Annotated in this window: 13 protein-coding genes and 1 pseudogene; 10 read left to right on the top strand and 4 right to left on the bottom strand. The window is 70.2% G+C overall.

What is annotated here, in order from left to right:
- Positions 1–9: 9 nt before the first annotated feature.
- Genes IPI43_01795 through IPI43_01785 form a run of 3 tightly spaced genes read right to left on the bottom strand, consistent with a single transcriptional unit; the run spans position 10 to position 2,411 of the window.
- The gene (locus IPI43_01795) at positions 10–429 is read right to left on the bottom strand and encodes a YbgC/FadM family acyl-CoA thioesterase (protein ID MBK7772860.1); all 420 of its coding nucleotides are present in this window, start codon (positions 427–429) and stop codon (positions 10–12) included.
- The gene (locus tag IPI43_01790; GenBank protein ID MBK7772859.1) at positions 429–662 is read right to left on the bottom strand and encodes an acyl carrier protein; all 234 of its coding nucleotides are present in this window, start codon (positions 660–662) and stop codon (positions 429–431) included. Before IPI43_01790 ends, IPI43_01795 begins: the two co-directional genes overlap by 1 nt.
- Before the next feature lie 51 nt (positions 663–713).
- Positions 714–2,411 carry a fatty acyl-AMP ligase gene (locus tag IPI43_01785; GenBank protein ID MBK7772858.1) on the bottom strand — a complete coding sequence of 566 codons (1,698 nt, stop codon included), beginning with the start codon at positions 2,409–2,411 and terminating at the stop codon, positions 714–716.
- A 175-nt stretch (positions 2,412–2,586) separates the two neighbouring features.
- Between IPI43_01785 and IPI43_01780 the strand changes: the two genes are divergently transcribed.
- The 6 genes and pseudogenes from IPI43_01780 to IPI43_01755 all read left to right on the top strand — a co-directional run bounded on the left by IPI43_01780 (position 2,587) and on the right by IPI43_01755 (position 8,817).
- Positions 2,587–3,870, top strand: a complete 1,284-nt coding sequence (locus IPI43_01780) for a beta-ketoacyl-[acyl-carrier-protein] synthase family protein (GenBank protein ID MBK7772857.1) — start codon at positions 2,587–2,589, stop codon at positions 3,868–3,870.
- Complete coding sequence (locus IPI43_01775) at positions 3,870–5,039, top strand: hypothetical protein (GenBank protein ID MBK7772856.1); 1,170 nt, start codon at positions 3,870–3,872, stop codon at positions 5,037–5,039. Before IPI43_01780 ends, IPI43_01775 begins: the two co-directional genes overlap by 1 nt.
- A 2-nt stretch (positions 5,040–5,041) precedes the next feature.
- Positions 5,042–6,274 (top strand): pyridoxal phosphate-dependent aminotransferase family protein, encoded by a 1,233-nt coding sequence (locus tag IPI43_01770; protein MBK7772855.1) that lies wholly within the window; start codon positions 5,042–5,044, stop codon positions 6,272–6,274.
- A gap of 6 nt (positions 6,275–6,280) precedes the next feature.
- Positions 6,281–7,492: an aminotransferase class V-fold PLP-dependent enzyme gene (locus IPI43_01765; protein ID MBK7772854.1), complete on the top strand. Its 1,212-nt coding sequence runs from the start codon at positions 6,281–6,283 to the stop codon at positions 7,490–7,492.
- A gap of 315 nt (positions 7,493–7,807) precedes the next feature.
- A pseudogene (locus IPI43_01760) lies at positions 7,808–8,224 on the top strand (hypothetical protein).
- Between the two features lie 74 nt (positions 8,225–8,298).
- Entirely contained in the window at positions 8,299–8,817 is a 519-nt protein-coding gene (locus IPI43_01755) for a DUF420 domain-containing protein (GenBank protein ID MBK7772853.1), read from the top strand.
- Between the two features lie 10 nt (positions 8,818–8,827).
- On the opposite strand, the gene IPI43_01750 is transcribed toward IPI43_01755, so the two are convergent.
- Positions 8,828–9,508, bottom strand: coding sequence for a hypothetical protein (locus tag IPI43_01750; protein ID MBK7772852.1), 681 nt, complete (start codon positions 9,506–9,508; stop codon positions 8,828–8,830).
- Positions 9,509–9,604: 96 nt separating this feature from the next.
- Here IPI43_01750 and IPI43_01745 point away from each other — a divergent pair, with 96 nt between their 5' ends.
- The 4 genes from IPI43_01745 to IPI43_01730 all read left to right on the top strand — a co-directional run bounded on the left by IPI43_01745 (position 9,605) and on the right by IPI43_01730 (position 13,569).
- Entirely contained in the window at positions 9,605–10,021 is a 417-nt protein-coding gene (locus IPI43_01745; GenBank protein ID MBK7772851.1) for a BlaI/MecI/CopY family transcriptional regulator, read from the top strand.
- Positions 10,018–11,040, top strand: a complete 1,023-nt coding sequence (locus tag IPI43_01740; protein ID MBK7772850.1) for a hypothetical protein — start codon at positions 10,018–10,020, stop codon at positions 11,038–11,040. Before IPI43_01745 ends, IPI43_01740 begins: the two co-directional genes overlap by 4 nt.
- Positions 11,041–11,104: 64 nt before the next feature.
- Positions 11,105–12,391, top strand: a complete 1,287-nt coding sequence (locus IPI43_01735; protein ID MBK7772849.1) for a TolC family protein — start codon at positions 11,105–11,107, stop codon at positions 12,389–12,391.
- Positions 12,388–13,569: an efflux RND transporter periplasmic adaptor subunit gene (locus tag IPI43_01730; protein ID MBK7772848.1), complete on the top strand. Its 1,182-nt coding sequence runs from the start codon at positions 12,388–12,390 to the stop codon at positions 13,567–13,569. The genes IPI43_01735 and IPI43_01730 overlap by 4 nt, the downstream gene beginning before the upstream one ends.
- The last annotated feature ends 10 nt before the right edge of the window (positions 13,570–13,579 follow it).

Below are 13,579 nucleotides of genomic sequence, written 5' to 3'. Positions count from 1 at the left end.
GGCGCGCGCTCAGGGCCGGCAGGCGGCGGCCACTTCGGGGGGCAGCCGAATGGCGCGCATCTTGTCGATGTCGATGCACGCCAGCGTGAGCTGGGCTTCCAGCAACAGCGTGTCGCCGCACAGCACGCGGTAGTCGAAGAGCATGGTCGCGCGCTGCGTCTCCACCCGCACCTCGATGTCCAGCAGGTCGTCGAAGCGCGCCGGTCGCAAGAAGCGCATGGTGGCGCGCGCCACGGCCATGCCGATGCGCTGGCGCTGCTCGAGGTCCGCGAAGTTCAGCCCACGGGCCCGCAGGTAGTCGGCGCGGGCGTCTTCGAGGTAGCGCATGTACACGGCGTGGTGGATGACACCGCTCTGGTCGGTGTCCCCATAGCCCGTGCGCAGCCGGTAGATGTGCGGCGCCGGAGCGGCCGTGTCGGTGGCGCTCATCAGGCCGCGAGCTTGGCGCGGACCTTGTCGTAGACCGCGTTCAGCGAGACCAGCTCCTGCAGCTCGCTCTCGGGCATGCTGATGCCGTACTTGCGCTCCACGTCGGCCACGATCTCGATGGCCATCATGCTGTCGATCCCCAGGTCCGCGAACTTGGCCTCATCGGGCACTTCGTCGATCTCGGCGACTTCCGCGATGATCTCGCGCAGGGATTCTTTGAGTTCCTGGGACATGTCTTGGTCGCTCTCCTGAGGGGGATCGGTGCGTCTCGCGCCGCTCGGCCGCTATTCTGCGTCGTGCTGGGGCAACTCGCCAGCTTCGTACAGCTGCTTGGTCTTGCGGCGCTGAGCCTTGCCGCTGCTGGTCTTGGGCAGCTCGCCCAGGGGCACGATGGCGATGTGCGCCGGCACCAGGCCGAACTCCTCGCTCACGCGGCGCTTGATCTGCTCGCGCAGCTCGGCGGCGTCGCCGCGGTTGGCCTCGGCCGCGATGACCAGCGCCTCCTGGCCGTCCACGTCTACCGAGAAGGCGAACACGTTGCCGCGGCGCACACCGGGAAGCTCGCCGATGGACCACTCGATGTCCTGCGGGTAGTGGTTGGCGCCGCGAATGATGATCAGGTCCTTGAGGCGCCCGCAGATGTAGAGGTTGCCCTCCGCCACGTAGCCGAGGTCTCCCGTCTGCAGCCAGCCGTCCACCAGCGCCTCGCGCGTGGCGTCCTCGTTCTCGAAGTAGCCGGGCGTCACGCTGGGACCGCGCGCCACCACCTGGCCCACCACGCGCTCGGGCAGCGCCTCGCCGGCCTCGTTCACGATGCGCAGCTCGTGGCCGGGGAAGGGTACGCCGCAGCTCATCAGCTCGAGCACGCTCGGGTCTTCCGCGCTCGCGCCGGCCGCGGCCGCTGTGGCCAGGCCCTGCCGCATGGCCGCGGCGTCCACGCAGTCCACCACCATCTCGGTTCCACAGGGGTGGAAGGTGATGGCCAGCGTGCTCTCGGCCATGCCGTAGCTGGGCAAGAACGCCGACGACTTGAAGCCCGCCGGGGCAAACCGCTCGGCGAAGGCCCGCAGCGTCTTCGGGCGAATGGGCTCGGCGCCGCTGCCCACCACGCGCAGCTTGCTGAGGTCCAGCGCGGCCAGGTCCTTGTCCTTGGTGCGCTTCACCACCAAGTCGAACGCGAAGTTGGGCGCGTAGGTGATGGTGCCCCCCATGCGGCTGATGGTCTCGAGCCACAGTCCCGGCGCGCGCGCGAACAGCTCGGTGGGCAGGATGACCGGAGGGATGTCCCACAGCAGCGTGGCCAGCACGAAGCCGATGAGCCCCATGTCGTGGTAGAGCGGCAGCCAGCTGACGGCGATGTCGCTGTCGTTTCGCTGCAGCCCGTGCTCGTTCATGAACGACTGGGTGTTCGCCACCAGGTTGCCGTGCGTGACCACCACGCCTTTCGGCTTGTTGGTGCTGCCGCTGGTGAACTGCAGGAAGCAGATGTCTTCGTGCGTGAGCGCGGGCGGGGCCCAGCCTGCGGGCGGCGAGGGCTCACCCTCGAAGGCGTGTGTGACGTCCACGATGGTCGGGTTGCCGCAGTCGTGCTCGCGCACGCGCTCCACCACGCTCAGGTTGGCATCCATGCAGAACACCACGCGGGCGCTGGACGTGCGGATGATGTGGGCCAGCACGTCCACGTAGGAGTCTGCGTTCTTGAAGCTGGCGCGCGGGAAGATGGGCACCGGGACCACGCCCGCGAAGACCGCGCCCAGGAACGTGAGCACGAACTCGTGGGGCTCGGGCAGCACCAGGGCCACACGGTCGCCCTTCTGCAGTCCAAGCTCGGCGAGCTTGGCCGCGCGACGCAGCGCCTCGGCCTCCATCTTCTCGTAGGGGTAGTAGCGCTCCGTGCGGTCGCGCCCGATGAACGTGAAGCCGCGCGCGTCTCCCCGCGGGAGGCGGGCCAGCGCGGTGACGAGCGTGAGCGTGCGGTCCAGCTGCATGGTGGGCCGTCATAGGGTGCCGGCGCGCGGGCTGTCAAGCGGACCGTGGTCACCGAGCGATCGCGGGAACCCCTTGAAAAAAGGCCGTTCGGCCAGTCGAAAACCGACCGCGTGGCCAGGGCATGCGTGCTTGCGCAGGGTCGCGGGAGCGGGCTATAGCCCCCGTCTTATGGAGCGCGTGTACGTCACCGGCGTGGGTGTGGTCAGCTCGCTGGGCTACGGGCGCGAGGCGTTCCTCGAAGCCAGCGTCGCTGGGCGCTCGGCGGCCCGCGAGGTGGCGCTCTTCGACACCAGCGGCATGGACCGCCACATCGCCTGCGAGGTGCACGACTTTCGCCCGCGCGACTTCCTGAGCGCGGCCGAGACGCGCCGCACGGGGCGCTGCTCGCAATTCGCCCTGGTGGCTTCGCGCATGGCGGTGGAGCATGCCGGTCTGCGTGACGACCAGCTCGCGGGGCGGCGCACGGCCGTCATCTTCGGCACCACCATGGGTGAGGCCAACCTGCTGGGCCAGCTGGACCGCAAGTGGATCCACGAGGGCGAGCACGCCGTCTCGCTGGCGCGGCTGCCCGCCTACGGCACCACGCTGCTGCCCATCCACGTGGCGCGCGCCTTCGGGGCGGCGGGCATGGTGCAGACGCTCCCAGCGGCTTGCGCGGCAGGCAACTACGCCATCGGGTACGCGGCCGACCAGATCCGTCTCGGCCGCGCCGACGTGGTCATCTGCGGTGCCTCCGAGGTCATCGAGAAGCTGCAGTACGCGGGCTTCCTGCGCCTCGGAGCCATGGCGCCGGACCGCGCGCGCCCCTTCGACAAGGACCGCAGCGGCCTGCTGGTGGGGGAGGGCGCCGGCGCCCTGGTGCTCGAGTCGGCGCGGCACGCCGAGGCACGCGGGGCCACGCTGCTGGCCGAGGTGGGCGGCTACGGCCTCGCCTGCGACGCACACCACATCACGCGCCCGGAGCCGAGCGGCGCCGGCAGTGCGCGCGCCATGCGGGACGCCATCCGCACCAGCGGTCTCAAGCCGCGCGACGTCACCTTCATCAACGCGCACGGCACGGCCACGCCCACCAACGACACGGTGGAGAGCCGTGTGGTGCGCGACATCTTCGGCGACTACCGCGTGCCGCTCACCAGCCTCAAGGGGGCCATCGGCCACTGCATGGGCGCCGCGAGCGCCATCGAGGCCGTGAGCTGCGTGCTCAGCATCGTGCACGGCGTCATCCCGCCCACGCTCAACTTCGAGACGCTCGACCCCGTGTGCGATGTGGACGTGGTCACCGCCGCCACCTCCTGCGACGTGGACGTGGTCCTGAACAACTCGCTGGCCTTCGGTGGCTACGACGCCGTGGTCACGTTCGCCAAGCCCGGGCACCTGCCCGAGCCCTACGCCGACATCGAGCTGCACGCGGGCGATGACGACTCGGACGACCAAGCGGAGCACGAGGGCTGATGGAGCTGGCGATCACGGGTCTCGGAGTGGTGAGCGGGCTCGGCATCGGACGCGAGGCGTTCCATGACGCGCTGCGCGACCCGAAGGCCGCTCGCGCCAAGGCGTTTCGCGGCAACAGCGACGTGCTCGAGGCGTTCCCGGACGCCAACACCGCCGAGGTCTGGGACTGGGACCCGAAGCCGTGGCTGGGTGACAAGGGTCACCGCAACAACGACCAGCTCACCAAGTACCTCATCACGGCCGCCAAGCTCGCGCTCCTGGACTCCGGCATCAAGGACGCCGAGGGCATCTTCCTGCGCTACAGCGGCGAGCGGGTGGGCATCTCGTCGGCCACGGCCTACGGGTCGCTCGACGCCATCGCGGAGCTCAACCGCGTCGCCGAGCTCGAGGACCCGCGCTACATCAACCCGCAGCGCTTCCCCAACACGGTCATCAACGCGGCCGCCGGCTACGTGAGCATCTGGGAGGGGCTCATGGCGCCGAACACCACCATCGTGAACGGCAACTGCGGCAGCCTGGACGCCGTGCTCAGCGGCCACACGCACCTCGCCTTCCAGCGCGCGGACGCCATGCTCATCGGCGGCGGCGAGATCGTCTGCGAGTCGCTCTACGTGGCGCTCTCGAAGCTGGGCGTGCTGGCCGACATGCGCTCCGACGGGCTCGGCATCTCCGTGGGAGAGGGCGCCGGCTTCCTGGTGGTGGAGGCCGCCGAGAAGGCCTGGGAGCGCAGCGCCAACGTGCTGGGCTACATCCGTGGCTACGGCAGCGCTTTCGACACGCCGCAGAGCGAGGCCGTGCTGGTGCACGCTGGCAGCGACGCGGTGGTGGCCGCCATCCTGCGCGCCCTGGAGGAAGCCGAGGTCGAGCCCGACGAGGTGGACGTGGTGGCCTCCGCGCGCTGCGGCCTTCCCAGCATCGACGATGCCGAGCTCCAGGGCATCCGCGCGGTCTTCGGGCACGACGTGTGCGTCACGGCGCCCAAGCAGCTGACGGGCGAGAACTTCGGCGCGGCGGGCGTGTTCGGCATGATCATGGCGCTCGGCTACATGCACGGCGCCCCGGTGGAGCCGCGCGTCGCTGGCCCCAAGACGAGTGAGGTCGGGACCGCCGTGGTGGTCTCGGTGGGCTACTACGGCAACGTCAGCGCGGTCGTTGTCACGAAAGAGTGAAGATGAGCTGGATCATCGAGAAGTCGTACAGAGAGCTGGCGCGAATCCGTGAGGCGAAGGAGAAGCAGGTCTATCCCTACTTCAAGCCCTTCGAGTCGGGCGGGCTGCACAGCAGCATCAACGGGCAGCCCATCGTCAACTTCAGCTCCAACGACTACCTGGGCCTGACCACGCATCCGAAGGTGAAGGAAGCCAGCATCGAGGCCGTGAAGCGCTTCAGCTGCGGGCTCAGCAGCAGCCGCGTTCAGGCCACCACCACGGCGCACGTCGAGCTCGAGGAGCGCCTGGCCGCTTGGTACGGCTACGAGAGCTGCCTGCTCTTCACCACGGGCTACCAAGCCATGGTGGGCACCATCGCCGCGCTCGCGGATCAAGACACCACGCTGGTGCTCGACAACCTCAGCCACGCCTGCATCTTGGATGGCACGTTCATGGCGGCGGGCACCCCGCGCATCGCGCCGGAGGTGCGCTTCTTCAACCACAACAGCGCGCGCTCGCTGCGCCGCATCCTGGGCTCTCGCGAGCGCAAGAACGCCATGGTGCTGCTCGAGGGCATCTACTCGCTGGACGGCGACGAGGCCACCATCGAGGAGCTCTGCAAAGCGGCCGGCGAGTTCGAGAACACGGTCATCGTGTGCGATGACGCGCACGGCACGGGCACGCTCGGCAAGGGCGGGCGCGGCATCTTCGAGAAGTACGACCTGCGCCCGCAGCTGCCCGTCATCGTCAGCACGTTCAGCAAGACGTTCGGCGGCATCGGCGGCATCCTGCTGGGGCCCCGCGACGTGGTGGACCACGTGAAGCACAACGCGCGCTCGTTCCTGTTCAGCGCGTCGCTGCCGGTGCCCATCGTGGCGGCCGCGGCCACCATCTTGGACATGCTCGAGGACCACGGCGAAGAGCTGGTGTCCGAGCTGCACACCAAGGCCGACTACATGCGCAAGAACCTGACCGGGCTCGGGTTCGACCTGGGGCTGAGCAACACGCACATCATGCCGGTCATGTGCCGCGACGAGCGCAAGGCGCTGTTCACGCACGTGGCCATGATGGAGAGCGGCGTGATGATGGTGCCCATCACGTACCCCGGCGTGAAGAAGGGCGAGGAGCGCCTGCGCCTCAACGTGACGCGCGGCCACACCTACGAGGACATGGACAAGGCCCTCGAGCTGCTCAAGATCTACGGCGAGGCGTTCTTCATCCTGGGTGGCGACGAGCTCGCGCCCATGGAGGAGTGAGCTGCATTGAGCGCCGCGCCCGCGACCTTGCTCCCACCACCGCGCCTCGGCTCGCGTGAGGGCTGGTTCGACGCGCTGCGGCCGTTCGCCTACCTGAACCACGCGGCCGTGGCGCCGCACGCGGGTCCCGTGCGCGCCGCCGTGCTGGCTTGCATGGACGCGTATGCGGCCGAGGGGATCGGTGGCTTCGGCGCCACGCTCGCGCGGCGCCAGGCGCTGCGCGGTAGGCTCGCGGCGTTGCTCGGTGCGGGCCCGGACGAGCTGGCCTTCGTGCCCAACACCACGGCAGGCGTCATCACGGTGGCGCAGTCCATCGCGTGGACGCCCGGCGACAGGGTGGTGCTGTTCCGCGGCGAGTTCCCGGCGAACACCACGCCGTGGCAGCTCGTGGCCAAGCAGCACGGGCTCGAGCTGGTGTGGCTCGACTTGGCGGACTTCGACGCGAGCGACGACCAGGGGCTCACCGCGCTGGACTCCGCTCTCGCGCGCGGGGTGCGCCTCGTGGCCGTCAGCGCGGTGCAGTTCCGCAGCGGGCTCCGTATGCCGCTCGAGGCCATGGCGCAGCGCTGCAGGTCCCGCGGCGCCGAGCTCTTCGTGGACGCCATCCAGGGCCTCGGCGCCTCGCCGCTGCACGTGGACATGGGCTTCGACTACCTGGCCTCGGGCGGGCACAAGTGGCTGCTGGGCGCCGAGGGTGCGGGTCTGCTGTACGTGCGCCGCGAGCGCATGGCCACGCTTACACCGCACCTGGCGGGCTGGCTCGGGCACGAACACGCGGTGGACTTCTTGCTGCGCGGTCCCGGACATCTGAACTACGACGCGCCACTGCGCACCGACGCCGAGGTGTTCGAGCCGGGCACCCAGAACGTGCTGGGCTACGAGGCGCTGGGCGTGGGCATCGTGCCGGCCGAGCAGCTGGGCGTCGCGGCGATTCATGCGCACGTGAACGCCTACCTGGACGCGCTCGAGCCGGCGCTGGCGCCGCTGGGCTTCGGCTCGCTGCGGGCCCCTGAACCCGAGCGTCGCTCCACGCTGCTGTCCGCGCTCCCGCCGGCGGGAGTGGACCCGGTGCGTCTCCAAGCGGCCCTCTCGGCGCGTGGTGTGGCGTGCGCCATCCCAGATGGTGTGCTGCGGTTCTCGCCGCACTTCCACAACCACGTGGATGAGGTGCCCGGCGTGCTGGACGCCGTGCGCGACGCGTTGCTGAAGCTGCGCTAGCGACGGAGGCGGTCCTCCTCCTGTCGGGGCAGGACTGGGCGGTGGTCACCGCGCCCGGAGGCGCGCTACCCTGCGAGGCATATGCCCACTCGCCCCGCACGCGGCACGCCGGCTCTCCCGCTCTCTGTGCTGTTGCTTCTCGGCGTCGGGGTTGCCGCTTGCTCGTCGGGTCCCGGGTCTCCGGACGATGCCTCGATGGACAGCAGCCGGGACCGGACCGACTACGGCCCGAACGCGACCGACAGCGGCCCAGGGCCCCGTGACCAGGGCGGCGATGCGCCCGAGACCATGGGGGACGCGGGCAATCTGGACGAGTGCGACGCGCCGAGCCTCGTGTGGCAGACGGCCAACAAGACCAACTACACGTCCTACCCAGAGCCCGGTAGCCAAGAGTGCGTGGAGTTCAACGGCTGCATGTGGGAGGGCCTCTTCGCGGGCTGCAACGGCAAGCAGACCGAGGCGTGGGTCGAGGCGCACGACATCGCGGCGGTGTTCCCCGGCTTCAACAACCTCGAGCACCACCGCCTGTGCCTGCGCAGCGGCAACCGGCGCATGATCGTTCACGTGCTCGACACCTGCGCCGACTCGGATTGCTCGGGGTGCTGCACGCAGAACCAGGGCAGCGCCGACGCGCTGATCGACCTCGAGAGCTACACCAACGCACGCTGGGGTCTCGAAGACGGCCCCATCGAGTGGGCGGACTTGGGCGAAGCCCCGTCTCCCTGCCCCTGAGGTGAGGCCGACGGAGGCGTGCGTTCCCCCCCTGGCCGTGCTTCGCTTCTGGCCCTCTCGTCCTACGCGCAGCCATGAGCCTCAGCCCCGACCGCCGCTTCTACGTCTTCAACGCGCTCGTCTCGAGCGCCGCCTTCGCGTTCCTGATCTGGCTCACGCTGATCCAGAACGGCGTGGCCGGGCTCGAGGTGGATCTCTCGTTCGTGCCCGCCGTCAACGCCGGCCTGAACGCCCTCGCCAGCGTGCTCTTGGTCAGTGGCTTCCTGGCCATCCGCAGCGGGCGCCGCGAGCTGCACAAGCGCCTCATGGTGAGCGCCTTCGCCTGCAGCGCGGTGTTCCTGGTGGGCTACGTGCTCTACCACGCCGTGCACGGCGACACGCGCTACGAGGGCCCGCTGCGCGGCCTGTACCTGGCGGTGCTCGGCACGCACATCCCGTTGTCCATGGCCATCGTGCCCGGCGCGCTCACCATCTTCTGGTTCGCGTACCGCGGCGAGTTCGAGCGCCACAAGCGCGTGGCCCGGGTGGTGCTCCCCATCTGGCTCTACGTGTCGGTCACCGGCGTGGTGATCTACTTCATGCTGCACGGCTGAGCGCGGCGGGCTAGCTCACGGTGCGTGCGACCTTCGCGCCATCGTCCACCAACGTGGCGGACCGCCCAGCGAGGTCCACTTCGCAGCGCAGGGGCACGTGCTGACCCGCGGTGACAGGCACGTTCGCCGTGGCCCGTAGCGTGACGAACGCGACGCCCTGCGTCGGAGAGGCCACCGGGTATCGCACGCTCACGTTGGCAACGACCGTGCGCTCGCCCGGGATGACCAACAAGCGCCGCAACGTGCCGCGTTCGGCGCCGGGCTGCTCGTCGAAGAAGCCTGCGTACGACGGCCCCGGGAAGCCCGGATGTGCCCCTTCGGTGTCCTCGACCAAGAACCCCCACCACACAGCGCACGGCTGCTCGGCCGAGGGAGCCCCGAGGCCCACCAGCGACCCAAAATCCACCGAGACCCAGGTGGACGACCCAGGCGTGCGCTGCGACAGCAGGTAGTCCCGCACCTGCGCGTGGACGGCGTCCGGCACCGTGGTGCCGGCACCGCGCGAGAGGAACTCCTCGAACGATTGAGTCCCCACGATGCAGGTCGCCGCGCATGCGGGGTTGGAGTCGAAATACGAGTACTCGACCTCGAGGGAACGCAGCACCGCGAGCTGGGAGAAGGTGTCCCACGTGAACGCGCGGGGCTCCACGGCATCGTAGCAATGACTCTCGGGTCCATCGGGGGGTGGCATCGGCGCCAGTCTAGCGCCGCCGGCCCTCCATTGACTGGCCCTCTGCGGCCACCTACTATCATGGCTAGTAAGTCGTCACCCAGCAGGACTCTGCGCATGTCGTTCCGTATTCGCCCGGGTAAGCGTGGCATCGAGCTGCGCCTCCACGACCTCGAAGCGGTCATCATGGAGGTGGTCTGGAGCAAGCGGCTCACTTCGTTTGCCGTGAGCGACGTGCTCACCGAGCTCGAGAAGCGGCGCGAGATTGCGTACACCACGGTCATGACCACCGTGGCGCGGCTCCATGACAAGGGCCTGCTGGACCGGGTGCGCGATGGGCGCCGCTACCTCTACTCGCCCAAGGTCACGCGCGAGCAGTTCCTGGAGGCCACCGCCTGGACGGTGCTGGACGAGGCCGTGGGAGGGCGCGCGGCGTTGGCCATGCTCGTCGACAAGGTGTCGGAGGCGTCCGCAGGAGACCTCGACGCGCTCGAGCTGCTCATCCGGCAGCGCCGCGAGGAGCTCGGCTCATGACCGAGGCGGCGTTCCCCATCTTGGGCGCGGCGTTCGTGCTGCTGTGCGTGTTGCCCGCCTTCTCCCTGCTCGCCAAGGGCGTGCTGTCGCTGCTCGAGCGCGACGACGTGGGTGGTGCGCTGCACGGCCTCGACCTCCGCTACCTGCTGCTCACGGGCGCTAGCGTCTTGCCGCTCGCCTGGTTCCTCTCGGCCGGACTGCACCAGGTCTGGTCGGGCGGCTCCGCGCTCGTCTGTTTGCTGGACCACGGCAACTCGGGTGAGTGCGCCGAGACCACCTTCTTCCTGCTCACGTTGTTTGGTCTCTCCGGCCTGCTCGCGGCGCCGGCCCTGCGCGAGCACGTTGCGCCGCCCGCCGCGTCGCCCGCAGGCCGAGCCGCCCTGGCAGATCGCCTCGACCACATCTTCGCGGCTCACCCGGCGCTGCAGCCCCTGCGCGACCGGGTGCACGCCACCGATGCGGCCGACTTCGCCATCGGCACGCACGGCATCTTCCGGCCGCGGGTGTTCGTGGGCTCGGCGTTCGCAGCGCGCCTCACGGACGACATGCTGGCGAGCGCCCTGGGTCACGAGAGCGAGCACGTCCGCTCGCTGGACCCGCTGCGCTACGTGCTTCTGCGCGCCACCCAGGCCGTGAACCCCGTGGGGCAGCTGCTCCTCGCACCGCACGTGGCGCGCTGGCTCGCCGCCCGCGAGGCGCACTGCGACCGAGAGGCCGTCATTCGTGGCTCGTCGCCGCTGCCGCTGGCCGAGGCCATCCTGCGCGCAGCCCGTCCGAGCGTGCGTGAGCTGGTCGCCCTCGGGGCGCGCGACGTGGTCATGCTCACCTTCCGGGTGCGCATGCTCATGGCGTTCTCCGAGCGGCCGCCCTCGCGCTGTTGTGAGAAGGGCCCTGCGGTGCTTCCCACCGTGCTGCTGCTCGCGGCGCTCACCGCCATCCTCCCGGGCCAGATTGGCTCTACCGCGCTCGACACGCTGCACGCGGGCAGCGAGCACGTGCTGCACTACTTCGTGAGGTGATGGACCCATGCTGACCCCGACTCTCGCTCCTTCGCGCAGAACTACTATCCAACGTAGTAGTCGGGTGGTCCTGCTGCTGCTCGCGCTCGTCGGTGGTCGTGCGCACCCCTCGGCGGCGCAAGCTCCCGGCGCGCCCGTCTCCGGGCCCGTCACGCTCGAGCAGCTGCTGGAGTACGCCGACACCAACGCGCCGGTCTTGCGTGCGGCCCGCAGCACTGAGGCTCGCGCGGACGCGGCGGACGCGGCGGCCGCACCGCGCATGCCCTCGAACCCGGAGCTCACGGTCTACGTGGGGCCGCGCTTCGGGGACATGGGCACCGGCGTGGACGTGCAGGTGTCGCTCATGCAGGAGATCCAGATTGGCGGCGAGCGTGGCCGCCGGGTCGAGGCGGCAGAGCGCTTCCGCACGCAGACCGTGGCCGAGATCGAGCAGGTGCGTTGGTTCGTGCACGCCGATGTCCACGCGGCGTTTCACCGTGCCCTCGTGGAGCGGGAGCGAGTGAGGCTCGCCGAGCGCGTAGTGGAATTCCAGGCCGAGGTCTTGCGCGTGGTCGAGCGTCAGATCGCAGCGGGGGCCGCGGCACCGCTGGCGCTGCGGCTGGCCCAAGCCGAGGTGGCGCAGGCGCGGCAGCAACTCGTGGCGGCCGAGCAGGTGTACCTGGCTTCGTGCATCCGGCTCGCGCAGCTCTCGGGCTGGCCCGTGACCACCCCGCCGGAGCCTGTGGGGCACGCGGAGTCGCCCAGGGAACCTCCAGCGCTCGCCACCTTGCAGACGCTGGCGCGTGAGCGCGTTCCCAGCCTGGTCGCCGGTCGCGCCCGCGTGCAGGCCACCCTGGCGCGTGTGGCCGTCGCCGACCGCGAAGCGTGGCCTCGGCCCACGGTCGGCGTGCAGTACAACCGCGAGGGCAGCCCCACCCGGGCCGGCGCCTTCGACATCATCATGGGCGTGGTCTCGGTGCCCATCCCCAGCTTCCAGACCAACCAGGGGGCACGTGCTGCCGCGCGCGCCGAAGTGGTCGTGGCCGAGGCCGAGCTGCAAGCCACGCTCGACTTGCTCGACGGTCAGATCGCCGAGGCGCACAGCGCGACCACCGCGGCGGCACGGCGTGCCCTCGCCTACGGGACCGAGATCCTGCCGCGCTTCGAGGAGAACCTCACGCTGCTCCGTCGCTCGTTCGAGCTGGGAGAGATAGACATCCTCGCGCTGTCGACCGGCCGCGAGCGCTTCCTGCGCATCCAGAGCGACGCCCTGACGGCGCAGCTCGACTTCTTCGTTGCGTCGGCGTGGCTCGAGCGCGTGGTCGGCGCCGAGCTGTGGACAGACGACCAACACGACGGGAGCGCGCCATGACCCGACCTCTCTGGCTTCTGCTTCTGCTGGTTGCCTGGAACGCCGGGTGTGCCGGCACGCCCGAGGGCCAGGACGAACACGAGCGACACGACGACGAAGAGGGCGAGGCTCACGATGACGACGGGGAAGGTGAGGCTGGGCACCCGGGCGAGGTCCACGTCTCGGCCGAGGCGCAAGAGCGCGCCGGCATTCGCCTCGGTCGGGCGGAGCGACGCGCCCTCCGCGGAGGCGTGGCCATCCCGGCCGAGGTGCAGTTCGAGCCCAGCAGCACCGCACACGTGAGTCCGCTGGCCCCAGGGCGCATCACGGCCGTGTCCGTCGCACTCGGAGACAGCGTGCGTCGCGGACAGGTGCTCGGCGTCGTGGCCTCCATCGACGTCTCCACGGCCCGCGCCAGCCTCAACCAGGCTCGAACCCGGCTCACGGCCGCGGAGGCCACGCTGCGCCGCCAGCAGCAGCTCGCGACCGAGGGCATCGGCGCGCAGCGCGAGCTGATCGGCGCCGAGGCCCAGGTGGGTGAGCTGCGTGCCGAGGTCCAAGGACTCCAGCGGCAGCTCTCGGTGTTCGGCTCGGGCCGGGCGGGCGAGCTGGCGCTGACGTCGCCCATCGATGGCGTGGTCGTGGCCATGCACGGGACGCTGGGCGAGACAGCCACGCCCGAGCAGCCGGTGTTCATCGTGACCGACCCGCTCCGCGTGTTCGTCCGTGGGAACGTCCCCGAGCTGGAGATCAGCCACGTGACCACGGGCGCTGCCGCGGTGGTGCGGCTGCACGCCTTTCCCGACCTCGTGATGTCCGGCAGCGTGACCTACGTGGCCCCCGCGCTGGACGAGCTCACGCGCTCGCTGCCCATTCGGGTCATGTTGGAGACCCCTGACGCGCGGCTGCGCAGCGGGCTGTTCGGCAGCATCGAGCTGCTGGGAGGCAGCGCCGACGAGCGTCCGCTGGTGGTGCCCGTCGAGGCCATCGCCACGCTCGACGGCCAGACGGTGGTGTTCCTGGTGGGCCACGAACCCAACAGCTTCGAGGTGCAGCCCGTCGCGCTCGGTCGGCGCGCGGGCGGCCTCATCGAGGTGCGCTCGGGCATCGATGAAGGGGCTGAGCTCGCCGTGAGCGGGGCGTTCACCCTGAAGAGCGCGGTGGAGAGCGGCGAACTCTCTGCGGGTCACGCTCACTGATGGAACCGCC

The organism is Sandaracinaceae bacterium, from assembly GCA_016706685.1.
Classification (GTDB): domain Bacteria; phylum Myxococcota_A; class Polyangia; order Polyangiales; family Houyiibacteriaceae; genus JADJJE01.
Note: the sequence above shows the minus strand (reverse complement) of the source record. Positions and strands in the feature narration are given on the sequence as shown.